The sequence below is a fragment of the Streptomyces incarnatus genome (genome assembly GCF_001027185.1).
Lineage (GTDB): Bacteria > Actinomycetota > Actinomycetes > Streptomycetales > Streptomycetaceae > Streptomyces > Streptomyces puniciscabiei.
The window spans coordinates 4,152,132-4,175,571 of sequence record NZ_CP011497.1; the positions used below are offsets into that span (position 1 = coordinate 4,152,132).

23 protein-coding genes are annotated in these 23,440 nt (G+C 72.7%); 5 read left to right on the plus strand and 18 right to left on the minus strand.

Going from position 1 to position 23,440, the window contains the following annotated elements; translation table 11 throughout:
* Window positions 1-50: 50 nt before the first annotated feature.
* Both ABB07_RS18575 and ABB07_RS18580 read right to left on the minus strand, forming a co-directional pair.
* On the minus strand, window positions 51-1,250 hold the full coding sequence (locus ABB07_RS18575; RefSeq protein ID WP_208899754.1) for an NAD(P)/FAD-dependent oxidoreductase: 1,200 nt from the start codon (window positions 1,248-1,250) through the stop codon (window positions 51-53).
* Between the two features lie 146 nt (window positions 1,251-1,396).
* Window positions 1,397-2,341 (minus strand): RNA polymerase sigma-70 factor, encoded by a 945-nt coding sequence (locus tag ABB07_RS18580; protein ID WP_208899755.1) that lies wholly within the window; start codon window positions 2,339-2,341, stop codon window positions 1,397-1,399.
* 298 nt (window positions 2,342-2,639) lie between these two features.
* Here ABB07_RS18580 and ABB07_RS18585 point away from each other — a divergent pair, with 298 nt between their 5' ends.
* Window positions 2,640-3,461 (plus strand): AfsR/SARP family transcriptional regulator, encoded by an 822-nt coding sequence (locus tag ABB07_RS18585; protein ID WP_208899756.1) that lies wholly within the window; start codon window positions 2,640-2,642, stop codon window positions 3,459-3,461.
* A 57-nt stretch (window positions 3,462-3,518) separates the two neighbouring features.
* Here ABB07_RS18585 and ABB07_RS18590 read toward each other — a convergent pair whose 3' ends face one another.
* The 14 genes from ABB07_RS18590 to ABB07_RS18655 all read right to left on the minus strand — a co-directional run bounded on the left by ABB07_RS18590 (window position 3,519) and on the right by ABB07_RS18655 (window position 17,156).
* Window positions 3,519-5,264, minus strand: coding sequence for an acetyl/propionyl/methylcrotonyl-CoA carboxylase subunit alpha (locus tag ABB07_RS18590; RefSeq protein ID WP_208899757.1), 1,746 nt, complete (start codon window positions 5,262-5,264; stop codon window positions 3,519-3,521).
* The gene (locus ABB07_RS42000; RefSeq protein ID WP_425264734.1) at window positions 5,257-5,604 is read right to left on the minus strand and encodes an acyl-CoA carboxylase epsilon subunit; all 348 of its coding nucleotides are present in this window, start codon (window positions 5,602-5,604) and stop codon (window positions 5,257-5,259) included. Before ABB07_RS42000 ends, ABB07_RS18590 begins: the two co-directional genes overlap by 8 nt.
* Window positions 5,523-7,091, minus strand: a complete 1,569-nt coding sequence (locus ABB07_RS18600; RefSeq protein WP_208899759.1) for an acyl-CoA carboxylase subunit beta — start codon at window positions 7,089-7,091, stop codon at window positions 5,523-5,525. The genes ABB07_RS42000 and ABB07_RS18600 overlap by 82 nt, the downstream gene beginning before the upstream one ends.
* On the minus strand, window positions 7,078-7,773 hold the full coding sequence (locus ABB07_RS18605; RefSeq protein ID WP_208899760.1) for a 4'-phosphopantetheinyl transferase family protein: 696 nt from the start codon (window positions 7,771-7,773) through the stop codon (window positions 7,078-7,080). Before ABB07_RS18605 ends, ABB07_RS18600 begins: the two co-directional genes overlap by 14 nt.
* A gap of 6 nt (window positions 7,774-7,779) precedes the next feature.
* Window positions 7,780-8,739, minus strand: coding sequence for an aromatase/cyclase (locus ABB07_RS18610; RefSeq protein ID WP_208899761.1), 960 nt, complete (start codon window positions 8,737-8,739; stop codon window positions 7,780-7,782).
* Between the two features lie 46 nt (window positions 8,740-8,785).
* On the minus strand, window positions 8,786-9,571 hold the full coding sequence (fabG, locus tag ABB07_RS18615) for a 3-oxoacyl-ACP reductase FabG (RefSeq protein WP_208899762.1): 786 nt from the start codon (window positions 9,569-9,571) through the stop codon (window positions 8,786-8,788).
* 90 nt (window positions 9,572-9,661) lie between these two features.
* Window positions 9,662-9,934, minus strand: coding sequence for an acyl carrier protein (locus ABB07_RS18620; protein WP_208899763.1), 273 nt, complete (start codon window positions 9,932-9,934; stop codon window positions 9,662-9,664).
* Window positions 9,935-10,018: 84 nt separating this feature from the next.
* Window positions 10,019-11,242 carry a ketosynthase chain-length factor gene (locus ABB07_RS18625; RefSeq protein ID WP_208899764.1) on the minus strand — a complete coding sequence of 408 codons (1,224 nt, stop codon included), beginning with the start codon at window positions 11,240-11,242 and terminating at the stop codon, window positions 10,019-10,021.
* Window positions 11,239-12,573 (minus strand): beta-ketoacyl-[acyl-carrier-protein] synthase family protein, encoded by a 1,335-nt coding sequence (locus ABB07_RS18630; RefSeq protein WP_208899765.1) that lies wholly within the window; start codon window positions 12,571-12,573, stop codon window positions 11,239-11,241. Before ABB07_RS18630 ends, ABB07_RS18625 begins: the two co-directional genes overlap by 4 nt.
* A gap of 451 nt (window positions 12,574-13,024) precedes the next feature.
* Window positions 13,025-13,489 carry a hypothetical protein gene (locus ABB07_RS18635; protein ID WP_208899766.1) on the minus strand — a complete coding sequence of 155 codons (465 nt, stop codon included), beginning with the start codon at window positions 13,487-13,489 and terminating at the stop codon, window positions 13,025-13,027.
* On the minus strand, window positions 13,486-14,211 hold the full coding sequence (locus tag ABB07_RS18640; RefSeq protein WP_208899767.1) for a TetR/AcrR family transcriptional regulator: 726 nt from the start codon (window positions 14,209-14,211) through the stop codon (window positions 13,486-13,488). Before ABB07_RS18640 ends, ABB07_RS18635 begins: the two co-directional genes overlap by 4 nt.
* Window positions 14,212-14,359: 148 nt before the next feature.
* A complete protein-coding gene (locus tag ABB07_RS18645) occupies window positions 14,360-15,286 on the minus strand; it encodes an MBL fold metallo-hydrolase (RefSeq protein ID WP_208899768.1) in 927 nt (308 codons plus the stop codon).
* 1 nt (window position 15,287) lies between these two features.
* On the minus strand, window positions 15,288-15,587 hold the full coding sequence (locus ABB07_RS18650) for an antibiotic biosynthesis monooxygenase family protein (RefSeq protein ID WP_208899769.1): 300 nt from the start codon (window positions 15,585-15,587) through the stop codon (window positions 15,288-15,290).
* Window positions 15,588-15,689: 102 nt separating this feature from the next.
* Window positions 15,690-17,156: an MFS transporter gene (locus tag ABB07_RS18655; protein ID WP_244189420.1), complete on the minus strand. Its 1,467-nt coding sequence runs from the start codon at window positions 17,154-17,156 to the stop codon at window positions 15,690-15,692.
* A gap of 178 nt (window positions 17,157-17,334) precedes the next feature.
* Between ABB07_RS18655 and ABB07_RS18660 the strand changes: the two genes are divergently transcribed.
* A complete protein-coding gene (locus ABB07_RS18660; protein ID WP_208899770.1) occupies window positions 17,335-17,838 on the plus strand; it encodes a MarR family winged helix-turn-helix transcriptional regulator in 504 nt (167 codons plus the stop codon).
* 21 nt (window positions 17,839-17,859) lie between these two features.
* On the opposite strand, the gene ABB07_RS18665 is transcribed toward ABB07_RS18660, so the two are convergent.
* Both ABB07_RS18665 and ABB07_RS18670 read right to left on the minus strand, forming a co-directional pair.
* Complete coding sequence (locus ABB07_RS18665; protein ID WP_208899771.1) at window positions 17,860-18,750, minus strand: MBL fold metallo-hydrolase; 891 nt, start codon at window positions 18,748-18,750, stop codon at window positions 17,860-17,862.
* Window positions 18,737-20,290 carry a class I adenylate-forming enzyme family protein gene (locus ABB07_RS18670; protein WP_208899772.1) on the minus strand — a complete coding sequence of 518 codons (1,554 nt, stop codon included), beginning with the start codon at window positions 20,288-20,290 and terminating at the stop codon, window positions 18,737-18,739. The genes ABB07_RS18665 and ABB07_RS18670 overlap by 14 nt, the downstream gene beginning before the upstream one ends.
* Window positions 20,291-20,506: 216 nt before the next feature.
* Here ABB07_RS18670 and ABB07_RS18675 point away from each other — a divergent pair, with 216 nt between their 5' ends.
* The 3 genes from ABB07_RS18675 (at window position 20,507) to ABB07_RS18685 (ending at window position 23,244) form a co-directional block, all read left to right on the plus strand.
* Window positions 20,507-20,959, plus strand: a complete 453-nt coding sequence (locus ABB07_RS18675; RefSeq protein ID WP_208899773.1) for a nuclear transport factor 2 family protein — start codon at window positions 20,507-20,509, stop codon at window positions 20,957-20,959.
* A gap of 135 nt (window positions 20,960-21,094) precedes the next feature.
* A complete protein-coding gene (locus tag ABB07_RS18680; RefSeq protein ID WP_244189421.1) occupies window positions 21,095-22,036 on the plus strand; it encodes an NADP-dependent oxidoreductase in 942 nt (313 codons plus the stop codon).
* Between the two features lie 110 nt (window positions 22,037-22,146).
* Window positions 22,147-23,244, plus strand: a complete 1,098-nt coding sequence (locus ABB07_RS18685; RefSeq protein WP_208899774.1) for a hypothetical protein — start codon at window positions 22,147-22,149, stop codon at window positions 23,242-23,244.
* Window positions 23,245-23,440: the final 196 nt, after the last annotated feature.

Consider the following 23,440-nt stretch of genomic DNA (forward strand, 5'->3'; position numbering starts at 1 on the left):
CGGTCCTTACGTGAAAGGAAGTTGGGGATGGTGGGTGTGTGCGGCGGGCGTCAGGCCTCCGCCGTGACCGGCGCGCCCGCCGGGGCCGGCTCCGGCACGACGCGGCGGCGCCGGGCCGGCATCCCGAACGTCGGGTGGGCCGCGTTCCAGGCCGCGCCCTTGCAGACAAGTTCCTTGTAGACGGCGGCGAACCGTCCCGTCAGGGCCGCCCGGACGGCGCGGTCGTCGGCGGTGACGTACTGGATCAGGCCTTCCCTGCGGCCCAGCGAGACGCACTGGTTGTAGTAGCGGATCGGCACGTTCGGCAGCTTGCCGCCGGTCAGGCGGGCCACGATCGCTTCGGCGGCCTGCCACGCGGTGAAGCCGCCCGAGGCGCACGACATCCGCAGCGGCTTCTTCCCGGGGCCCATCGCCAGGGCCGCGTCGCCGACGGCGTACACGTCCGGGTGCGAGACCGAGCGCATGGTCCGGTCGACCACGATCTGGCCGGTGTCGTCCGTGACCTCCAGGGTGGTGGCCCGCGCGATCGGGTGCACGGCGAAGCCGGTGGCCCACACGGTGACCGCGGCCGGTACGGACACGCCGTCGGCGGTGGTGACGTGGTCGGCCCCGACGGCGGTGACGGCGGTGTGCTCGTGCACCGTGATGCCGAGCCCGCCGCACACCTCGCGCAGGTGCCGGCGGCCCTTCGGGGAGAGCCAGTCGCCGAGGCCGGCGCGGGCGACGAGGGCGACGTCGAGGTCCGGGCGGGCCTCGGCGATCTCGGTCGCGGCCTCCACACCGGTGAGGCCGCCGCCGACCACGACGACGGGCTGTCCGGCGGACAGGGCGGCCAGGCGCTCGCGCAGCCGGAGCGCTCCGGGGCGGCTCGCGAGCTGTTCGGCGTGCTCGGTGGTGCCGGGCACGCCCTGGTCGTGCCAGCCGCTGCCGAGGGCGTACACGAGGGTGTCGTACGGCAGCTCGCTCGTGCCGTCCGGGTCGAGGACGGCGACGGCCTTGCGGTCCACGTCCACGCCGGTGACCCTGCCGAGCCGCAGCTCGACGCCGGTGCCCGCGAACATCTCGGCGAGGGGCCGGGGCCGCAGGGACCGGCCGGCCGCGAGCTGGTGCAGCCGGACGCGTTCCACGAAGTCGGGCTCGGCGTTGACGAGGGTGATGGCGACGTCCTCGGGGCGCAGCCGCCTGGCGAGGCGCCCGGCGGCGATGGCTCCGGTGTAGCCGGCTCCGAGGACGACGATGCGGTGCTGCATGCCCATCTCCTTGCTTCTGTCTCCAGCGGGTTCGCCCCTTGAACCGGGCGGGCCGCCGATTCCTGACAGGAGTCGGGTGTGAAGCAGCTCACCTGCGGGCCGGTGGATGCCGGAGCACACCGGAGGACGTCAGAGGCCGCTGAGCATCAGAGGCCGCTGAGCAGGGGTGCGCCGTGGTCGGCGGCCGCCCAGCGCCGCGTCGCGCGTTCCAGCTTGTCGGGGTTGACCTGGTTGCGGAACGCGGCGATGCCCTCGGGGGTGATCTCCAGGCACATGACGCCGACGAGCCGGCCGGCCACGACCGCGACGAGGGCGGGGCCGCCGTTGGCGGTCGTGGCGTAGACCTCGGACGGGCCGCCGACCAGGCGGCGCTTGGCCTCGCTGGGCCTGAACAGGCCCCGCATGAACGTCGCGACCGCGCGTGCGCCCTCGAACGCCTTGGCGCGCGCCGGGACCTTCCCGCCGCCGTCGCCGATCGCGACGGCGTCCTGGGTGAGCAGCCGGACCAGCGGCTCGGTCCTCCCGCTGGTGGCGGCCGCGAGGAACTCCTCCACGACCCGCCGGGCGGCGGCCTGGTCGACCTCGGTGCGGGCCCTGCCCTCGGCGACGTGCCGCTTGGCCCGGTGGAAGATCTGCTGGCTGGCGGCCTCGGTCAGATCGAGGATCTCGGCGATCTCCCGGTGCGGGTAGCCGAAGGCCTCCCGCAGCACGTACACCGCCCGCTCGTTGGGCGACAGCCGCTCCAGCAGCGCGAGGACCGCGTACGACACCGATTCGCGCTGTTCCGCGGTGTCGGCCGGCCCGAGCATCGGGTCCCCGGCGAGCAGCGGCTCGGGCAGCCACTGGCCCACATACGTCTCGCGCCGGGCGCGGGCCGAGGCGAGCTGGTTGAGACACAGGTTGGTGAGCACCTTCGTCAGCCAGGCCTCGGGCACCTCGATACACCCGACGTCGGCACCCTGCCAGCGCAGGAACGTCTCCTGCACGGCGTCCTCGGCCTCGCTCGCGGAGCCCAGCAGCCGGTAGGCGATCGCCTCCAGCCGGGGCCTGCACGCCTCGAACCGGTCCACGTCGTCCACGGTCAGCGCCATGGGCCGGATCCTAACCCCCGGCGAGCCGGAGAGTCGGCGAGCCGGTGAGGTGACCTGGGCCGATTCGGGTACGCTCTTCATTACTACCCAGTAATCGCATTCTTTCCCTCAAGGGAAAGTAATGCGACAAGCGCCACTTGCGAGCGAAACGGAGCGATAGCAGTCCGAATCGCCTTGACAGGTGACAGGTTAACTATCGTATTGTTCAAGAGTATGCTCAGGGGGGACGTCAACGTAGCCGGCTCCCTCATTCTTCGATGTCGACGCCTGTACCTGGGGCGTACAATCAAGGGGGATAATGGACATCGGGATACTAGGGCCTCTCACTGTGAGATCGGCAGGACGTGAAGCTGCTCCGACCGCACCGAAACCTCGTCAGCTGCTCGCTCTCCTCGCCGTTCGCACCGGTCAGGTCGTGCCGATGGAAGCACTCGTCGACGAATTGTGGGAACACGATCCGCCGGCCAGTGCGGTGACCGTCATACAGACCTACATCGTCCTGCTGAGGCGTTCACTCGCGGCGACCCTGCAGCTGTCGACCGAGCACGTCGCCCAGCACGTACTGCCGTACACGGGCTGGGGCTACCAGCTGTCGTCCGGCGAAGGGACGCACGACGCGGACTCCTTCGCACAGCTCACCGACCGGGGGAGCCGGGAGCTGGCGGACGGCGACTACCACCGCGCGACCATGTCCTTCCAGCGCGCCGCGCAGTTGTGGCGCGGCCCCGCCCTGGCGGACGTGCGCACCGGGCCGCAGCTCCTGGCCCACCGCACGTCGCTGGAGGAATCCCGCACCGTCGCCGTCGAACAGCGCATCGAAGCCGATCTGCACCTCGGCCGCCATCACCAGTTGATTGGTGAACTTTCCGGCCTGGTAATTCAGGATCCGTTGCATGAGCGAACCCATTCCCTTCTCATGGTTTCCCAGTACCGGTCGGGACGCAGGGCGCAGGCCCTCGAAACATTCCGGAAACTCCACAAAAACTTGAGGGAAGAACTGGGAATAGAACCGTCTCCGCACGTCGCAAGAATCCACCAGCGAATTCTCTCCGGAGATACGTCTCTGCTGCACTCGACCGAGGGTCTGAACCTGGATCCGTGCCGCAGGTCCGCGGCATAAGTGGAAGTGGCGCACTCCGCATGCTGCATACGGAGTGCGCCACCGCACGCCGGCGACTCAGCTCTTTATCTCGCAGATGAGTGCGCCCGAGGAGAGCGAGGCGCCCACTTCCGCCGTCAGGCCCTTCACCGTGCCGGAGCGGTGCGCATGGAGCGGCTGTTCCATCTTCATCGCCTCCATGACGACGACGAGCTCGCCCTCGGCCACCGGCTGCCCCTCCTGGACCGCGACCTTGACGACCGTGCCCTGCATCGGGGAGGTCAGCGCGTCACCCGACGCGGCGGCCCGGTTCGCCCCCGCCGTGCGCCGCCTGGGCCTGGCGGCACCGGCCAAGGACGGGGCGGCCGTCCCCAGGGAAGCGGGCAGCGCCACCTCCACCCGCCGGCCACCGACCTCCACGACGACGGTCTCGCGGGCGGGTTCTGGGCCGGGGTCCGCCGCGGCGCCGGCGAACGCGGGGATCGCGTTGACGAACTCCGTCTCGATCCACCGTGTGTGCACCCGGAAGGGACTGCTGGTGTAGGCCTCGTCGGCCACCACCGCCCGGTGGAACGGAACCGCCGTGGCCATCCCCTCCACCCGCAGCTCCCCCAGGGCCCGGGCCGCCCGCTGCAGGGCCTGCTCCCGGTCGGCCCCCGTCACGATCAGCTTCGCCAGCAGCGAGTCCCACGCCGGACCGATCACGCTCCCGGACTCCACGCCCGCGTCCAGCCGTACGCCCGGCCCGGACGGGGCGACGAACCGTGTCACGGTCCCCGGCGCCGGCAGGAAGCCCCGCCCCGGATCCTCGCCGTTGATCCGGAACTCGAAGGCGTGCCCGCGCACCGGCGGATCGTCGTACCCGAGGGCCTCGCCGTCGGCGATGCGGAACATCTCCCGGACCAGATCGATGCCCGTGACCTCCTCGGTCACCGGATGCTCCACCTGCAGCCGGGTGTTGACCTCCAGGAACGAGATCGTCCCGTCCGCCCCGACCAGGAACTCCACGGTGCCCGCGCCCACATACCCGGCCTCCCGCAGGATGGCCTTGGAGGCGGCGTACAGTTGGTCGTTCTGCGCAGCCGTCAGGAAGGGCGCGGGGGCCTCCTCCACCAGCTTCTGGTGGCGGCGCTGCAGCGAGCAGTCCCGCGTGGAGACGACGACCACATGGCCGTACGCGTCGGCCAGGCACTGGGTCTCCACATGCCGCGGCCGGTCGAGGTACCGCTCCACGAAGCACTCGCCCCGCCCGAACGCGGCCACCGCCTCACGCACCGCCGACTCGTACAGCTCCGGCACCTCCCGCAGCGTGCGGGCGACCTTCAGGCCCCGGCCGCCCCCGCCGAAGGCGGCCTTGATGGCGATCGGCAGCCCGTGCTCCCGCGCGAAGGCCAGCACCTCCTCCGCTCCTGACACCGGATCCGCCGTGCCCGCCACCAGGGGCGCACCCGCCCGCTGTGCGATGTGCCGGGCGGCGACCTTGTCCCCGAGGGCGCGGATCGCCCGCGGCGGCGGGCCGATCCACGTCAGCCCCGCGTCCAGCACGGCCTGCGCGAAGTCCGCGTTCTCGGACAGGAAGCCGTACCCCGGGTGGACCGCGTCGGCCCCCGACTCCCCGGCCGCCGCCAGGACTTTGGCCATGTCCAGATAACTCGCCGCCGGGGTGTCTCCGCCCAGGGCGAACGCCTCGTCGGCCGCGCGCACGTGCAGCGCGTCCCGGTCCGGTTCCGCGTACACCGCCACACTGGCGATTCCGGCGTCCCGGCACGCACGGGCGACGCGGACCGCGATCTCGCCACGATTGGCGATGAGCACCTTACGCACGACGGTTCCCTCTCCCCCATCCCTGTGATCCGGCCCATCCCCGTGATCCGGCTCGCCACGAGCCCGCCGACCGGCACGGGCCCTCCTCGGCCCTTCCCCAGCCGGCCCTCGACGGGCCGGGCCCGGCGGGTACCTCCGCGGCGCGCCGCCGTACCGCGCTCAGCACGACCGTGAGGACGGCGAGGTCCTCGTGGCTCGGGTTCCCGTGGAGCACCCGGACGCCGTCGGGCCGTTCGGGCCGTTCGGGCCGCCCGGGCGTCACAGCGGCGGGTTGCCGTGCTTGCGCGACGGCAGGTCGGCGTGCTTGCTGCGCAGCATCGCGAGGGAGCGGATCAGGCACGACCTGGTGTCGCCCGGGTCGATGACGTCGTCCACCAGGCCGCGTTCGGCCGCGTAGTAGGGGTGCATCAGCTCGGTCCGGTACTCCTTGATCTTCTGCAGGCGCAACGCCTCCGGATCGGGGGCCGCCGCGATCTCCCGGCGGAAGATCACGTTCGCCGCGCCCTCCGCGCCCATCACCGCGATCTCGTTCGACGGCCACGCCAGCGAGATGTCCGCCCCGATGGACCGGGAGTCCATGACGATGTACGCACCGCCGTACGCCTTGCGCAGGATCAGCTGGACCCGCGGGACCGTGGCGTTGCAGTAGGCGTACAGCAGCTTCGCGCCGTGCCGGATGACGCCGCCGTGCTCCTGGCCCACCCCGGGCAGGAACCCGGGCACGTCGACCAGGGAGACCAGGGGGATGCTGAACGCGTCGCACAGCTGGATGAACCGGGCGCCCTTCTCCGACGCCCCGATGTCCAGGACGCCCGCGAGCGACGCCGGCTGGTTGGCGACGATCCCGACGACCTGGCCGTCGAGCCGGGCGAGCGCGCACAGGATGTTGGTGGACCACGCCGAGTGCACCTCGAAGAGCTCGCCGTCGTCGACGATCTCCTCGATCACCGCGCGCATGTCGTAGGCGCGCCCCGCATCCTGCGGCACCAGGTCGAGCAGGGCGTCGGTGCGCCGGTCGACGGGGTCCGCGCAGGCCTCGGCCGGGGGGAGTTCGCGGTTGTTGGCGGGCAGGAGCGACAGCAGGAAGCGCACGTCCGCGAGGCAGGACTCCTCGTCGTCGTACGCGGCGTGCGCCACCCCGGAGGTGGCCGCGTGCACATCGGCGCCGCCGAGACCGTTCTGGCTGATCTCCTCGCCGGTGACCGCGCGCACCACGTCGGGTCCCGTGATGAACATCTGGGAGGTGTCCCGGACCATGAAGACGAAGTCGGTCAGGGCCGGGCTGTAGGCCGCGCCGCCGGCGCACGGGCCGAGCATCACGGATATCTGCGGGATGACCCCGGACGCCCTGGTGTTGCGCTGGAAGATGCCGCCGTAGCCGGCGAGGGCACTGACGCCCTCCTGGATGCGGGCACCCGCCCCGTCGTTCAGGGAGACCAGCGGCGCACCGGCCGCGAGGGCCATGTCCATGATCTTGTGGATCTTGGCGGCGTGGGCCTCGCCCAGGGCGCCGCCGAAGATCCGGAAGTCGTGGGCGTAGACGAAGACCGTACGGCCGTGCACCGTGCCCCAGCCCGTCACCACCCCGTCCGTGCGGGGGCGCCGCTGCTCCAGGCCGAAACCGGTGGCGCGGTGCCTGCGGAGCGCCTCGATCTCGGTGAACGATCCCTCGTCCAGCAGGAGTTCGATGCGCTCGTACGCGGTGAGCTTGCCCTTGGCGTGCTGGCGTTCGGTGGCGGCCGGGTCCGGGCCCCGCCGGACCGCCTCCTTGATCTCGCGCAGCTCGGCGAGCCGCTCGTGGGAGATCGCGTCGTCAGTGGTTCGCATGGTGTTCGCCCTTTCTGCGTGGGTCGCGTTGACTCGTCGGACCGCGAGCGGACCGGGGTTGCCGGTCTTGCGTGACCTCGGCGGTCGCGGTCCCGGCGGCGGGGCCACGGCCGGCGCAGGACAGCACGTAGCCGGGCGGGCCGGGCAGGACGGTGCCCGCGAGGTCCGTGTCACCGGGCAGCCGGGTCAGCCGCCGGGAGGTGCGGGGGAAGGTGCCGGGCGGCGGGCTGCCCACGGGTCTGCGCAGCCCACCGCCGGCCAGTCCCCGGCCGGCCGCCTTGCCCGCCGACTCCTTGCGCGTCCACAGGTGCAGCAGACCGACCGGGCGCAGCGCGGGCGGCAGGGACAGCACCCAGGACGCCTCGCCGGGGGTGAACCAGCGGGTGGCGAGCCCCGCCGCGTCGAGCGGGCGGACCGCCTCCACGTCCACCCCGATGCCGGAGAGCTCCGTGTGCGGCCTGGTGACCGCGACGGCGACGACTCCCCGGGTGTGGCTCACACTGGCGCACAGTCCGGCGGCGGCGCCGGACAGTTCGGGCCGCCCCGACGCCGCCCGGCCGAGCACGACGTCGGCCGGCCGGGCGGCGCACACCTCGGCGGCGACGCTCCTGAGGAGTTCCCTGGCCCGGGTGCGCGGGTCCGCCTCCGCATACGCCCAGCGGACGGCGACGGCGGCCTCCATGCGGTGTCAGCCGCCGGAGACGAGGGCCGGGTCGCCCTGTGCGAACGACCGGGCGTGTTCCAGGGTGATGCGGCTGTTGCCGGTAAGCGCCGTACGGGCGAACTCCAGGGCGTCGGCCACCGTCGCGGTGTCGCCGAGCACGCCCGCCACCGCCTCGGGGTTGATCACCACGGTGTGCCGCGAGGTGAGGGTGATGCCGCCGTCGACGGCCGCCACCCGCCACTCACCGGTGTGGGCGGCGAGCAGCGGCGGCAGCACCGTCTGCTTGTAGACGATGCGTTCGCCGGCGAAGCAGATCCGTACGGACCTGGTGGTGTGCCGGTCACCGGTGCGGGTGATGGAGTCCATCTCCATGACCTGGACGCCCGGTTCGTCCTCCACGAGCTCCATCCGGGACACGTGGGGCAGCCGGTCCGGCCACCGCGACGCCTCGTGGAGGAAGGCGTACGCGTCCTGCGGGCGGCCGCCCTCCACCAGGATGGTGTCGTCGAAGGTCAGCCGGTTCGCCGGCCCGGTGGCGGCCCGCTCGGCGAGCGCCTTCAGGTTCGCCAGCTCGGCACGGCTGTTGCGGTCCGTCACGTCCGCGATCCAGGCCAGGGCGGCCGGATCGTCGTCGACCGCCCGGTAGCCGTGGTCGAGGACGATCCGGGTGCCGCCGTCCGGGAGCGCCTCGAGCGTCCAGGCCCCGGACATCGACGCGACGGGCGGCTGGGACACCTCCTGCCGGAAGGTGATGCGCAGCGTGCCGGGGTCCAGTTCCCGGCGGGAGGTCCACGCCTTGACGGTGTCCCCGGCGAGCGCCCAGATGCGGATGCGCTCGGTCCCGCCGTCGCCGTCCGGCCGCTGCAGGTGCTCCACGTGCACGGTCGGGGAGAAGTTCACCGGCCAGGACGCGGCATCGGCCAGCAGGGCGTAGACGGTCCGCGGTGCCGCTGTGGTGGTGATGGTGTGCCGAACGTCGGTCATCGCACGTTGCTCCCTGTCGTCGGGTCTGCGTACACGTCGCTGCGCATCAGTAGTTGCCGAGCCCGCCGCACACGTTGAGCGCCTGGGCGGTGATCGAGGCCGCGAGGTCCGAGAGCAGATAGCCGACCAGGCCGGCCACCTCCTGCGGGGTGGAGTACCGCCCCAGCGGGATCTTGGTCTCGAACCGTTCCAGGACCGCCTCCTCCTCGGTGTCCCAGATGCGCGCGTAGTTGGCCCGCACCTGCTGCGCCATGGGCGTCTCGACATAGCCGGGGCAGACCGCGTTCACCGTGATCCCGGACTTGGCGAGTTCGAGGCCCAGCGCCTTGGTGAATCCGATGACGCCGTGCTTGGACGCCGAGTAGGGCGCCCCGAGCACCACGCCCTGCTTGCCGCCGGTCGAGGCGATGTTGACGATGCGGCCCCGCTCCTTGTCGCGCATGCCGCCCGTGGTGAGCACCTCCCGGGTCATGAGGAAGACGCTGTTGAGGTTGGTGTCCATGACGTCGTACCAGGTGTCGTCGTCGAGGTCGGCGGTGACGCCGCCGCCGCTGCGCCCCGCGTTGTTGACGAGGGTGTCGACGGTGCCGTAGCGCTCCACCGCCGCCTCGACGAAGGCGCGCACCTCGTCCCGCGAGCGGACGTCACAGGTCCTGCCGTCCACCTCCAGGCCCCGCTCGCGCAGGCCCTTGACGGTGACGTCCAGGTCCTCGCCGTTGCGGGCGCAGATGAAGACCCTGGCACCGGCGGTGGCCAGGCTCTCCGTGATCGCGAGTCCGATTCCGCTGGTGCCACCGGTCACGATGACCGTGGTGGCCGTGTCGTTGGCCATGCTGTGCTCTCTCTTCTCACGTCGATGAGGGTCGGTGCCGGGCGATGCGGGCCGGTGCCGGGCGATGAGGTCGGTGAGGGCCGACGAGGCTCATGCGGCCCGGGCGGCCGGCGGGAGGGCCCCGTTGGCGGCCGCCAGCAGCAGCCGCGGGGTCTCCGCCTCGCTCACCGCGTCGTCGGAGAGCTTCACGCCGAACTCGCGCTCGATCCGGCTGGAGGCTTCCAGCAGGGCCAGGGAGTCGTAGCCGAGGTCGGCGAAGAGGGTGTCGAGAATGTCGCCGTCGAGGTCGACGCCCTCGTCCTCACCGGCGCTCTCGCGCAGGATGCGGGTCAGGTCGTCGAGGGTCAGTTCACGAGCGGTCATGGTCGGTGTCCTCGTTTCGGTGGGCCACGAAGTGGTACGGGTGATCGGACGGGTGACTGTTCGTCAGATTGCTTGTGCGGCAGGTCAGTCGGCGGTCGGGGCGCGCAGCACCATGGCGGCGTTGAAGCCGCCGTGGCCACGGGCGAGCACCAGCGCGTGCCGCACCGTCATCTCGCGGGCGGCGTCCCGGACCAGGTCGATCGCACAGTCCGCCGCCTGCTCGGTGACGCGCAGCGTGGGCGGTACGACGCCGTCCCGCATGGCGAGCAGGGCGGTCGCCGCGTCCAGCGACGCCGCGCCCGAGTAGAGGCGGCCGGTCATCGTCTTCGGGGCGGTGACCGGCACCGCGTACGGGCCGAACACCGCGCTCAGCGCCGCTGCCTCCGCCCGGTCCGGATCGGGCAGTCCGGCGGCGTCCGCGAAGACCACGTCGATGGCCTCCGGGGCCACCCGGGCGTCGGCGAGGGCCGTCTCGACGGCACGGCGCAGTCCCGGTTCACGGCCGGAGCCGGGCCTGGGGTCGAACGTCGCGCCGTAGCCGGCGATGGTGCCGTAGCTGCGCGCGCCCCGTTCCCGGGCGTGGGACGCGCGCTCCAGGACCAGGATCGCGCCGCCCTCACCGGGCAGGTGTCCGTCCGCGGAGACGTCGAACGGCGCGTAGGCACGCTCGGGGTCGCGGGTCGGGCTCAGGCGTCCGGTGGTCAGCTGGGAGACCAGGCCCCACGGCGACAGGGAGGCGTCGACCCCGCCGGAGACGACCACGCCGGTGCCCTTGCGCAGGTGCCGGCGGGCGTGGCCGAGCGCGTCCAGCCCGCCCGCCTGGTCGGTGACCAGTACGCCGCTGGGACCGCGCATGCCGTGGCGGATGGAGATCTGACCGGTGTTGACGGCGTAGAACCAGGCGAAGGACTGGTAGGCGCTGACGTACTCGGGACCCTTGCTCCACAGCTTCTGCAGTTCGTGCTGGGCGAACTCGAAGCCGCCGGAGGCGCTGGCCGTCACCACGCCCATGTCGAACTCCGGCACGGACGCGGGGTCCAGGTCCGCGTCGGCCAGCGCCCAGTCGGAGGCCACGAGGGCCATCTGCGTCATCCGGTCGGTCTGCGGCAGCAGCCGGCTCGCCAGGTGCTCCCCGGCGACGAAGTCCGTCACCTCGCCGGCGAGCTGCGTCGGGTAGCAGCCTGGGTCGTACCGGCTGATCCGGTCGATGCCGCTGATGCCCTTCTGGGTCGCGGCCCAGTACTCCTCGGTGCCCAGGCCGTTCGGCGCGACCACGCCGATGCCGGTCACCGCGATGGACTCGGTCATGCCGTCTTCCTCTCCGAGGGCCGGGTCAGCACCATGGCGCTCTGGAACCCGCCGAAGCCGCTGCCGACGGTGAGCGCCGTGTCGACCCGCTGTTCGCGGGCGGTGTGCGGGACGTAGTCGAGGTCGCACTCCGGGTCGGGGGTGTGCAGGTTCGCGGTGGGCGGCACCACTCCGTGCTCGATCGTCAGCGCGCAGGCGGCGATCTCGATGGATCCGATCGCCCCGAGCGAGTGGCCGATCATCGACTTGATCGAGCTGACCGGCACGTCGTACGCGTGCTGTCCGAGGCTGCGCTTGAACGCGGCGGTCTCGTGGCGGTCGTTCTGCTTGGTGCCGGAGCCGTGCGCGTTGATGTACTGCACGTCCTGCGGGTTCATCCGGGCCTCGGCCAGCGCGGTCTCGATGGCCACCGCCATCTCCCGGCCGTCCGGCCGCAGTCCGGTCATGTGGAAGGCGTTGCACCGGGACGCGAAGCCCGCGATCTCGGCGTAGATGTGCGCACCGCGCCGCCGGGCGTGCTCGTACTCCTCCAGGACGAACACCGCCGCGCCCTCGCCCAGCACGAAGCCGTTGCGGCTCCTGTCGAACGGCCGGGAGGCGTGCTCCGGGTCGTCGTTGCGCGGCGAGGTCGCCTTGATGGCGTCGAAGCAGGCGACCGCGATCGGGGAGATCGGGGCGTCGGTGGCACCGGCGACCATGATGTCCGCGCTGCCCTCGGCGATCAGCTCGCGGGCGTAGCCGACCGAGTCGAGGCCGGAGGTGCAGCCGGCCGAGACCACCGCGGCGGGGCCTTCGGCGCCCACGGTCCAGGCGACCTCGGCGGCGATGCTGCTCGGCACGAAGTGCCCGTACAGGTGCGGCACCCCGTACTCGGCGTCGACGAGCCACTTGCGCCCGCTGTCGCTGAGGACGACGTACTCCTCCTCCAGCCCCATGGTCGCGCCGACCGCGCTGCCGATGGTGACGCCGATCCGCGCCGGGTCGGGGGCCTGGAAGTCGAGGCCGCTGTCGCGCACGGCCTCGCCGGCACCGACGACCGCGAACTGGGTCGCCCGGTCCATGCGGCGGATCTCGCGCGGCGTCAGCCCGTGGAGCGCCGGGTCGAAGTCGCACTCGGCCGCGATCTGCGAGCGGTACGGGGACGGGTCGAAGAAGGAGATGCGTCCGGTCGCGGTGCGTCCCGACGTGATGAGGTCCCAGAAGGCCTTGGTGCCCGTGCCGCCGGGTGCCACCACTCCGATGCCGGTGATGACCACCCGGCGGGGGGCTGTGGGCCGGCGCCCCGGCTCCGCCGCGCGGCGGGAGTCCGCGGCAGGGTCCGTCGCTGACATGTCGGCTGCCTTTCCGTGAGAGGGCCGTCCCCTCGCATCACGGCCGCATCGACGCCGGCCGGAGCGCACAGGGACTCAGATCGTGGAGCCGCCGTCGGCGGGAGGGCCGCACCGGCGTGAGCACACGCTCTCGGCGCGGCCTCAAGGTCCGCTATAGATCCAGCCAAGGAGTACGGCAGCACCACTGGACGAGGCTTGCGGAAGTCCCCAGGACATGCCTGTGGCCTGCGACGGAACGTTCCGCGTCGCAGGCCACGGCAGTGCGGGTGGACCGGTTTCGGTCAGCCGGGCACCGAGAAGTGCCGGGCGAGCGCGACCCGGTCGGCGTGGCCACGGCCAAGGAGTACGCCGGCACCCCTGGGACAAGGTTGCGGAAGTCCCGACATACCTGTGGCCTGCAACGCAGCGTTCCGCGTCGCAGGCCACGGGAATGCGGGTGGGTCGGTTTCGGTCAGCGCACGAGCCGCCAGACCAGCCAGCCGTCCAGGGCGCTCCAGGCGCTGAAGGCCGTCGTACGGACCCAGCTCACGCGCAGCAGATGGGTGTGGACGGGCGCCGAGAAGTGCCGGGCGAGCGCGACCCGGTCGGGCGTGGCCACGGCACCGGAGAGCGCCATGATCGCGGCCAGCAGCACCACCGACAGCACCGCCGCCCAGAGCGGGACCGCCGCGCCCCTGGCCACCAGGAGCGCCACCGACGTCACGCCGGCCACCAGCAGGCCGGGGGCGAGGACCCGCCAGAACATCTGGTTGTGCGCGGCCATGTACGACTCCGACGCGCCCTCGCGGAGCCTGGCCACCATGGGGTAGTCCATCAGCTGCAGGGTCCAGACGAACCCGGTCGTGTAGAGGACGGCCAGGGTCTGGGCCAGCACCAGGGCGGCGGTGAAAGCGCGCGGGGCGGTGAGGCAGGTCATCGTCGCTCGTCGGTCCTCTCGTCCGGGCATGACCGGGTGACCGGCGGCTTGTCCCAGAGCAGATGCAGCTCCTGCCAGTCGGGGCACGGCTGGGGCAGCTCCGGGGGTTCCGGGGACGCGGCGCGGCGCATCCCCTCCAGGGTCATGTGGAGGTAGCGCAGCCGCAGTTGCCGGACGCGCTCGGGCCGGCCGGGGATGCGTGTCCTGAGGTGCACCAGAAGCAGGACCAGATCGGCAGCGCCGACGTCCTGCCGGAGCGCTCCTTCGGACCGGGCGCGTTCCAGGAGGGCGTCGATCGCGGTGTGCAGCCGGGCCGAGGCCTCCTCGACCTCCGGTGTGCCGGGCAGGATGCCGCCGATCAGGGGCAGCAGGCTGCAGGTCGGAGCGCTGACGGCGTCGCACAGGAAACGGACCAGCGCGTCCCAGCCGTTGTCCTCGTCGGCTGCCGCGCGGGCGGCCTCGGTGAGCCGGTCCATGCTGACGACCCGCACATGCTGGGCCAGCGCCACTTTCCCCCGGTACCGGCGGTAGAAACTGCCCATGCCGATTCCGGCCCGGCGGGCGATCTCGGTCACGGAGACCGTCCAGCCGACCTCCGCGAGCGCCTGGTGCGCGGCGCGGAGCAGACGTTCGTCGTTGCGTTCTGCTTCCCGGCGGCGGCCACGCGGTGCCGGGCTCGGTGCCGGGGTCGGTGCCGGGACGGGTGCGGGGCTTGCGGGCACAAGGCGGCTCCTTGTCTTCGGGGTGGCGACGGGCGGTCACGCGGCACGGCGCACAGGGACGCGGTCACGCGGCACGGCGCAAACGGACGCGGTCATCCGGCACGGCGCACAGGGACGCGGTCATCCGGCGCGGTGCGGAGGGACGCGGTCACGCGGCGCAGTGCGGAGGGGCGCCGCAGAAGTCGACCATCTCCCCGAAGACGGCCGGCACGTCCAGCCGTGCGGCCGGCTCGGCACCGCGCTCCTCCGCGTACGCCCGGTGCAGGTTGACCACCAGGCGTTCGCTGTCGGCGAGTCGGGCGTACCGTCCCAGGTCCGTGGCCCGGGCGAGCGCCAGCGGATCCAGGCCCTCGGCGATGCCCCGGCGCGCCACGGCGCGCACCCACCGCAGGTAGTCGGCGTCCGCGTCCAGCAGTTCGGGTCCGCCGACCGGTCCGTGCCCCGGCACCACGACCAGCGGCTGAAGGGCCCGCAACCGGTCGAGCACGCGCAGGGATCCCGCGACCGATCCCATGAGCGTGAACGGGGTGGCGCCGGAGAAGACCAGGTCGCCGGTGAACAGCACGCGTGGCCCGGGAAGCCAGACGACCGCGTCGCCCGCCGTGTGTCCCGGACCGAAGTGGATCAGCTCGATCCGGAACCCGGACGTCGGCAGGGTCATACGGTCGTCGAACACCACCTCGGGAGCGCCCGCCTCCACATGCCCCCACCGCACGTCGGGCCACAGCGTCGTGAGCGCCAGTCCGTGCTCGGCCATCTCGTCGGCCGCCGTGCGGTGGGCGACCACGGTGGCCTGTCCGAAGAGATGGTTGCCGAAGGTGTGGTCGCCGTGGCTGTGGGTGTTGACCAGGATGTCGACCGGGGCCGGGCTGAGCTGCTCGACCACGTCGCGCAGCCGGCGGGCCCGCGCCTCGGTCGCCGCGGTGTCCACGAGCACGGGCCCGCTGCGGGCCAGCACGACACCGGCGTTGTTCAGGCACCAGCCGCCGTCCGGCTGGAGGTAGGCGTAGACGCCCTCCTCGATCTCCTCGACCTCGTGCACCGGTGCCACCGGGCTGCTGGGTTCGACCGGCATCTCACACCTCCAGCGGCGGCGCGTCGAGCACGGGACGGCAGACGGTCGGCCGCCCGGTCGCGAACGCGGACAGCGGGCGCAGGCGGGCGACGACCTCGCGGCGGGCCAGGGCGGCCCGCAGCGACTGCTCGTCCTGCCACTCCGCGACGTTCACATAGGTCGAGTCGGCGCCTTCGGAACGGAGCAGCCTGTGGTGCAGAAAGCCGGGCTGCGTCCGCATGATTTCGGAGACCTTCGTGAATGCGCGCTCGAATCCCTCGGCGGATCCGTGGACTTGGAAGACATTGACGAGAACTATCACGTGAACACCCTTTTCTTCCTCGGTCTGGGACGCGGTCGCAAAAGGCCCGGGCCCGACGACGGGGGAAGGCGTCGGACCCGGGCCGGCACAGCAGGCGGTGCGCTACTCGCCGACGGCGACCGCGGGCCGCGTCGCGTCGGGGACGGCGACCGGCTCGCCCTGCGCGGTCACCGCCCGCACCGGCCGGGGCATCAGCAGGGCGGTGACGGCACCGAGGGCGACGAAGGTGAAGCCGACCCACAGCGCCACGTGCATGCCGTGGATGTAGTGCGCCGGGCTGTCGTAGCCGCCGTGCCCGGCGAACACCGCGGCGAGCACGGCCACCCCGAACACGCCGCCGAGTTCACGGATCGCGTTGTTGGCACCGGAGGCGATGCCCTCCTCCTCGCGGCGCACCGCGCCCATGACGACGTTGCCCGCCGGGCCGAAGTACAGACCCATGCCGAAGCCGTTGCAGACGAAGGCGGGCACCAGGGACAGGAACGAACTGCCGGTCGTGATGGACAGGGCCAGCCAGAGCAGGCCCACGCTCTGCAGGGCCAGACCGGCCACGATGATCGGCTTGCCGCCGATCCGGTCGGACAGGCCGCCGCCCAGCGGGGCCGCGATGAGCACCACCCCGGTCCAGGCCAGGAAGCGCAGCCCCGCGGCGAACGGCGAGTAGCCGAGGGCGGCCTGCAGGTACTGGGTGATCAGGAAGATCGAGCCGAACATTCCGAAGAACATGAACAGCGACAGCAGGTTCACCGTGGTGAAGGCGCGCCCGGCGAAGAGCCGCATGGGCAGCATCGGGTGCGGTGTGCGCAGCTCCCAGGCGACGAACGCCGCCAGCACCACCAGGCCGCCGATGCCCTCACTCAGGGTCCGCGCGCTGGTCCAGCCCTCCGCGTCACCCCGGATGATCGACACCACGACGCCGAGCAGACCGAGGCAGGCGAGCACGGTACCCACCAGGTCGAGCTTGGCCGCCGGCCCGAAGCTCTCCGTCAGCCAGCTCCAGGAGAGGGCGAGGAGCACCGCGCCGATCGGCACGTTCAGCCAGAAGATCCACTGCCAGGACGCGCTCTCGGTGATGAAGCCGCCGATCACCGGGCCCAGGGCGACGCCCAGGCCGCCCACTCCGCCCCACACGCCGAGCGCCGCGCCTCGCTTGCTCGGCGGGACCGCGGCGGAGAGCAGGGTCAGGGTCAGCGGCAGCACGATGGCCGAGCCGAGGCCCTGGATCGCGCGGGCCGCGATGAGCACGCCGATGCCCGGGGCGAGCGCGGCCATCGCCGACGCCCCGGTGAACAGGGTGAGGCCCGCGATGAAGAGCCGGCGGCGCCCGAAGCGCTCGGCCAGCGCGGAGGCCGTGAGCAGGAAGACGGCGAAGGTGAGGGTGTAGGCGTTGACCGTCCACTCCAGGCCTTCGAGACCGGTGTGCAGATGCTCCCGGATCTTCGTCAGCGCGGTCGTGACGACGAGTTGGTCGAGGGACACCATGAAAGTGGCGACGGCGGTCACGGTCATGGTGCGGCCGAAATGACCGGTCGTGGCCTCGGACGCATCCGGAGAGGTGGTGCTGTCCATCTCCGACTCCTTTGGATTTCGAATGGACTGCGGATTGATGTGAGGTGTCTGGAAGGGCCGTTCTCGCGACCTTGCGCACTTCCGGAGAGCGCCGCACCGGGCGTGACAAATGCGGTGGGGCGTGAAACAGTTAGCCTGGAAACTGCGACACCGTCAGGGTAGACAGGAGCGAGTTAGCATGTCAACTGAAGCGGGTGTCACGCCCGATGAGGCCCCCGCCGCGACCGGAACCGCCGGGCCGGAGTTCCGGGCATGGATCTCCCTGGCGCACACCTACGGCCATGTCTCCAAGGCGCTCGACCGCTCACTGACCCAGGAACACGGCATCTCCCTCGCCTGGTTCGAGGTGCTGGCCCGGCTCAACAACGCGGAGGGCCAACGGATGCGCCTGCTGCAGCTCAGCCGCGACCTGGTCGTCTCCAAGGCGAGCGTGACCAAACTCGTCGACCGCATGGAACTCGCCGGGCTGGTACGCCGGGAGACGCCCCAGGAGGACAAGCGAGCCGTCTACGCGGCGCTCACGCAGCACGGCAGCGCCACCCTGGACAAGGCGCTGCCGCTGCAGATCCACAACATCCGGCAGGCGCTCTCCTGCCTGGGGCGGGACGAACTGGAGAGCCTGCAGAGCATGCTCGACGACGTCATCCGCGGGTTCGACGCCCAGTGGCGCGCGAAGGGCTGAACCCGGCCGGTCCCGGGCCGCTCACCACTCGACGGCACCGATGTCGAGCGGCTGCGGCGGCCTGCCCCGCATCCGCGCGACCAGACCCAGCAGCCGTTCGTGCAGTTCCCCGGCCGGCCGGTGACAGCGGTCGCCGTGGCCGGGCAGCACCCAGCTGAAGCGGGCCTGCTCGGCCAGCCGCAGCAGCGACTCGGCCAGCTCCGCACGCGAGTACCAGACCACCGTCTCGAACACCTCGAGATCCTGCGCGGTCCGCGACCAGTAGAGGGTGTCACCGGTGAAGCAGTACCGCTCGTCCACGACGTACACCACGCTGCCCCGGGTGTGGCCGGGTACGGGTCGCGCGGTCACCCCCGGCAGCACGTCGACCGGCTCCCGGCCGCGCAGCACCATGTCGGCGTACGGCGCGGCGTCCCGGTCGCCCTCGTGGATCCACACCCGGGCGCCGAAGTGCCGGGCGAACCGCCGGGCGTGGGCGGTGTGGTCGCGGTGGGTCAGCAGGATGTGCGCGATGCCGCCCAGCTCCTCGTACGAGGCGGCGACGGCCGGTGACCAGCGCGGCGTGTCCACCAGCAGATTGCCCTCCGGGCGGCGCACCAGGTAGGCGTTGGCCCCGAAGGTCCGGGCCGAGTTGTGCCCGCACAGATGGACCTCGCCGTCCAGGCGCATCGGAAAGGGGGCCGCCGGGATCCCGCCGGGGCCGCGCCGGATCGCCCGCACCGGACAGGCGACCGCCGCCCGCGCCAGGGCCAGTTCCTCCGCCTCGTCGGCCGGCTGACGGAGCAGAACCGAGCGGGCGCCGGCCTCCACGACCGTTTCCGGCGCCAGCTGGCGGGCCACGTCGCAGTTGACGCAGTTCTCGCGGATCTCCCACGCGGGCCCGGCCTGCCCCCGCGGCTCAGCCGCCGACAAGTCGGCCCCTGAGCTCGTCGCGGGCCACCTTGCCGGTGGCGAGCCGCGGTATCCCGGAGACGACCTCCAGGCGGCGGATGCGCTGACCGGCGGTCAGGCCGGCGTTCACCGCGTCCAGAACCGCGTCGGGGTCCGCGCCGGCCCCGTCCTCGAACACGACGAAGGCCGCCGCGGACGCGCCGAGCACCGGATCGGGCACCCCGACGACCGCACAGCCCCGGACCGCCGGGTGGGCGTCCAGCCTGCGCTCCACCGCGGTCGGCGACACCAGCTCGCCCCCGCACCGGAAGCAGTCCTTGACCCGGTCGAACAGGAAGAGGTAGCCGTCGTCGTCCAGATGCCCCATGTCCCCCGTGGCGAGCCAGCCGTCCTCGTCCACCGGGGAGGGCCCGGAGTGGCCCAGGTACCCCTGCATCACATGCGGCCCGTGGATCTGGACCTCCCCGACGCCGTACGCCGGCAGGACCTGCGCGGACTCGGGGTCCACGATCCGGATCCGGGTGCCGTCCAGGGGCAGCCCCACGGAACCGGCCCGGGGCGCGTCGGGGTCGTCCGAGGACGCCAGCGACGAGGTCTCGCACATGCCGTAGCCCTGGAGCAGCGGCAGACCGAAGGTGTCCGCCAGGGCGCGCACGACGCGCGGGGGAACGGCGGTGCCCCCGGACGCCATCAGGGTGACCGTGTCCAGGTGCAGGCCGGGCAGCGCGGGGTCGGCCGCGAGCTGCAGCAGGCGTACCGGGAACGTGTAGTAGTGGGTCGCGGCGGTGCGGTTGGCCAGCTCGATCGCCTCGGACGGGCGCGTACTCGCGCACAGGACCTGCGTCGCCGCGACGGAGACCGCCGTGTTCATGTGCATGGGGTGGTAGATCGGCAGGTGGAGCAGGACCGTCGAAGAGGAGTCGACGCGGTGCGCCGCCGCCATCTGGGCCGCGTTCACCTTGACGTTGCGGTGGCTCAGCCGGACGGCCTTGGGCACCCCCGTGGAACCGCTGGTGAACAGGATCACGGCCCCCTCCTCCTCGGCCGGGGCCGCCGGGTGCCAGTCCCCGTCACCGGAACCGTCCGGCAGGTCCTCCCCGAGGACCAGCACCCGCCGCAGGTCCGGAAGCGTGTCCAGCAGCGGCAGCAGCCGCTCCCGCACCTCGGGCGGCACGACCGCCAGACGGGCCTTCGACAGCCTCAGCACGTGCGCCAGGACGGGCGCGGGCAGCAGCGGATTGACCACGGCGGCCGTACCGCCCGCCCGCAGGATCCCGTAGTACACGGCGGGGAACCGCGGATCGAGCGCCTGGGCGACGGCCACCGTGCCCGGCGGCTCGCCGAACACCCGGTGCAGCGTCCGGGCCCAGTCCGTCGCGGCCGCGTCCAGCGCGGCGTAGGAGATCTCCGCATCACCGCTGCGGACCGCCACCCGTGCCGGGTGGGCGCGTGCCGCCCGGGCGAGCAGCGCGTCGACCGGCCCCTCCGCCCAGCGCAGGGGGCGGGCGGGGGCCTGTGGCGATGTCTCGGCGGTCAGCGGCGCCGTCTCGGTTCGGGTCATCTCGTCCTCGTCTCCGGCAGTCGGGTGACGGCGGCCCGCGCAGGCGGTGCCGCACGAGCGCCGACCTTGCTGAGACGGGCTCAAAGGCCGCTGTAGACCGGGTCAAGACGGGCACACGGCGCCTTTGACCCGGTCTGGAGCGGACCTTGAGCCGGGGCACCCAGCCTGCCGGTGCACCTCACCAGTCACCGATTCCCGCCTCGAGGAGGCTCCCTCATGGTCCAGGCGACCGCAGTGGCACCCGTACCGGTCAGCACGGAGGTCTACCAGGATCTCCAGCACTTCTACGCCCGTCAGATGCAGTCCACGGACGACCTCGACGTGCCGGCGTGGGCGGGCAGCTTCACGGAGGACGGCGTCTTCGCCACCAACGCGTTCCCCGAACCCCTCACCGGCCGGGCCGCGATCGCCGCGCACTGCGAACGCGCCTTCGCCGCGCAGGCCGAGGCCGGGATCGTCCGCCGTCATGTCATGACGATGCTGGCGGCCGACCATGCGACGGGCCCGGACGGCGACCGGGTCCACACCCGGTCGTACGTCATGGTGCTGGAGACCCGGCGCGGCGAGAAGCCGGTGATCTACTGCAGCACGCTGTGCGAGGACGTCCTCACCCGGGTGGACGGCGACTGGCGGGTGGTCCGCCGCCAGGTCCACCGCGACGACCTGTGAGTGCGGCAGGCCCGCGCGCGCCAGGACGCGCGGCGTCCGGGTGAGCGCCCCCGGAGCGCCGCCGTCCAGGCGGCGCGGTTCGGCGAAGCGCATCACGGGACCGCGCCAACTTCCGTTTCCGCGCGAGGAGTTCCCATGCCCGGCCGCCGTATGCACGCCATCGTCCAGTCCGCCTTCGGTGGTCCCGAGGTGCTCACCCACACGGAGACCGACGTGCCCGAGCCCGGCCCCGGCCAGGTGCTGCTGCGGGTCGCCGGGGCCGGGGTGAACCCGGGGGACGCGGTCATCCGCGCCGGACGCGTACCGGGGCTGGTGGAGCTGCCGTGGACACCGGGCACCGACGTGTCCGGTGTGGTCGAGCGGCTCGGCGAGGGCGTGACCGGGTTCGCGCCGGGCGACACGGTGTACGGCATGCTCCCGGTCGGCCGGCGCGGCGCGTACGCCGAGTTCGCCACCGCACCGGCCGGCGCGCTCGCCCCCGCACCGGCGAACCTCGACCTGGTGCACGCGGGGGCCGCACCCCTGGTGGCGTTCACCGCCTGGCAGGCGCTGGCCGTGCTCGCCCGGGTACGGCCGGGCGACCGGGTGCTGATCCATGCGGCGGCGGGCGGCGTCGGGCATGTCGCGGTGCAGCTGGCCAAGGGGCTCGGCGCGTACGTCATCGGCACCGCGCGCGCCGCCAACCACGGTCTGCTGCGCGAGCTGGGCGCCGACGAGCCGATCGACCACACCGCCGCCGAATTCCGGACCGCCGTGGCTCCGGTGGACGTCGTGCTGGACCTGGTCGGCGGCGCCTACGGGCCGCGCTCCCTCGATGTGCTGCGGCCCGGCGGGCTGCTCATCGGCGCGTCGATCGACCCGGGCACGGACGAGCGGGAGGCCGCGGCGCGCGGGCTGCGCTACGTCTGGGTCGCCGCCGAGCCCTCGGGGGAGACGCTGCGCCGCATCACCGAACGCGTCGAGGCGGGCCGGCTGCGGGTCCTCCTCCAGCGGACCTACCCGCTGTCCGAGGCCGCCGCGGCCCACCGCGCGATCGAGGAGAGGCGCACCGTCGGGAAGATCGTGCTCGTGCCGTGAGACAGGGGCCGGGCCGGGAGCCACGGCCGGGCCCGGCTGTGTGATGATGCCGCGTGCGGCCGGCCCTGGGGAGGGGCCGGGCAGGTGCGCGGAAGGGGCGGGAGCGCGGCGTGGGCAAGGGTGGGTCCATATCGGACGAGGAGTGGGAGCGGTTCCTGCGGGAGTCCGAGGCCGGAGTCGAGGGCGCCCCCAAGGAGCCGTCGGCACGGGCCCGGATGGTGGCGCGCCGGCTGCGCGAGGAGCCCGGCCGGCCGGATGCGTGGCGCGCCCATGAACCGCCCCGGCGGCGCGCGGGCAAGGCGCGGTACGTCGTCGGTCTGGTGGTCGCCGCCGGCCTGCTGGTCGTGGCGCTGAACCCGGGGCGCGTGACCGGGTGGTTCGGGGGCGGAGACGGAGGCGGTGGGGGCGCGCCGCTCGCCGCGGAGTCGAAGCAGCCGGACCAGGCGCCGCCGAGCGACGGCGCCGGTCAACCGCCCACCCTCGCCCAGCCGTTCCGGGGCTCGCCCGCCGCCCGGTGGGCGAACGGCACGGCCGGGATCGGAATGCCCGCCGCGAAGGCGACCGGCTGGATGAGCAAGGCACAGGTCGCGCAGGCCCTCGCCCGGAGCCGGGACTTCCTCGCCGAGGCCGACCTGGACCCCGGTGTGCTGCGCGGGGACCGCCCGAAGCAGGCGATCGCGCTGATCAACCCGCGCCAGCGGGACGTCCAGGACCAGCTGGCCGCCGCGTTCCGCGCGCCCAGCCGCAAGAACGACCCCCTGCTGCTGTTCAGCCGGTTCGACCCGGCGAAGGTCCGGCTCGTCGGACACGACGTCAGGACCCGGGGACGCATCACCTACCGGGAGGGCGAGCGCGGCGCGGTCGAGGTGACCGCCGACGTCACGTTCGTGTACCCGGTCGTGTCCGCCAAGGCCGGCAGCGACGACGTCGTACGGACCATCGTGCGCCGCGAGATCGTCATGAGCTGGGACGACCCGGCGAAGGTGAACACCGTGTCCGGGACCTTCTCGCTGCTGTCCTACAAGTCGGACACCACGAACGGCGGCTGCGGCACCGCCTACACCGGCTACTTCACCCCCGACTTCGGCACCGGCGGCGCGGGCCCGAGCGGCGGCCCGACCCTCGACCCGTACGACCGGAGCAAGGCGGTCGGCACCGGCCGTCCCCACGGCCACGACACGACCTGCGGGACCGCCACCCGGTCCTGAACACGGTACGACCGAGGGTCCGCAGCGGTGAGAGAACGGCCGGCAGGAAGCCCAGCGTCCTGCCGGCCGCGCCGGTCCACGGTGCGCCGGGGGTGCTCGGCTCGGCGCGTACTCGGCTCGGCGTAGGGGGCGTTGCTTCCGTCGTCGGACGCGCCGGACCGGTGCGGCGGGCGAGTCTGGTGGTGCGCCCGGCACC

Bases quoted from the DNA above. Each gene is read 5' to 3' on its own strand.
- ABB07_RS18575 (WP_208899754.1), bottom strand. From the start codon at position 1,250: ATGCAGCACCGCATCGTCGTCCTCGGAGCCGGCTACACCGGAGCCATC.
- ABB07_RS18580 (WP_208899755.1), bottom strand. From the start codon at position 2,341: ATGGCGCTGACCGTGGACGACGTGGACCGGTTCGAGGCGTGCAGGCCC.
- ABB07_RS18585 (WP_208899756.1), top strand. From the start codon at position 2,640: ATGGACATCGGGATACTAGGGCCTCTCACTGTGAGATCGGCAGGACGT.
- ABB07_RS18600 (WP_208899759.1), bottom strand. From the start codon at position 7,091: ATGCGAACCACTGACGACGCGATCTCCCACGAGCGGCTCGCCGAGCTG.
- ABB07_RS18605 (WP_208899760.1), bottom strand. From the start codon at position 7,773: ATGGAGGCCGCCGTCGCCGTCCGCTGGGCGTATGCGGAGGCGGACCCG.
- ABB07_RS18610 (WP_208899761.1), bottom strand. From the start codon at position 8,739: ATGACCGACGTTCGGCACACCATCACCACCACAGCGGCACCGCGGACC.
- fabG (WP_208899762.1), bottom strand. From the start codon at position 9,571: ATGGCCAACGACACGGCCACCACGGTCATCGTGACCGGTGGCACCAGC.
- ABB07_RS18620 (WP_208899763.1), bottom strand. From the start codon at position 9,934: ATGACCGCTCGTGAACTGACCCTCGACGACCTGACCCGCATCCTGCGC.
- ABB07_RS18625 (WP_208899764.1), bottom strand. From the start codon at position 11,242: ATGACCGAGTCCATCGCGGTGACCGGCATCGGCGTGGTCGCGCCGAAC.
- ABB07_RS18630 (WP_208899765.1), bottom strand. From the start codon at position 12,573: ATGTCAGCGACGGACCCTGCCGCGGACTCCCGCCGCGCGGCGGAGCCG.
- ABB07_RS18635 (WP_208899766.1), bottom strand. From the start codon at position 13,489: ATGACCTGCCTCACCGCCCCGCGCGCTTTCACCGCCGCCCTGGTGCTG.
- ABB07_RS18645 (WP_208899768.1), bottom strand. From the start codon at position 15,286: ATGCCGGTCGAACCCAGCAGCCCGGTGGCACCGGTGCACGAGGTCGAG.
- ABB07_RS18655 (WP_244189420.1), bottom strand. From the start codon at position 17,156: ATGGACAGCACCACCTCTCCGGATGCGTCCGAGGCCACGACCGGTCAT.
- ABB07_RS18660 (WP_208899770.1), top strand. From the start codon at position 17,335: ATGTCAACTGAAGCGGGTGTCACGCCCGATGAGGCCCCCGCCGCGACC.
- ABB07_RS18670 (WP_208899772.1), bottom strand. From the start codon at position 20,290: ATGACCCGAACCGAGACGGCGCCGCTGACCGCCGAGACATCGCCACAG.
- ABB07_RS18675 (WP_208899773.1), top strand. From the start codon at position 20,507: ATGGTCCAGGCGACCGCAGTGGCACCCGTACCGGTCAGCACGGAGGTC.
- ABB07_RS18680 (WP_244189421.1), top strand. From the start codon at position 21,095: ATGCCCGGCCGCCGTATGCACGCCATCGTCCAGTCCGCCTTCGGTGGT.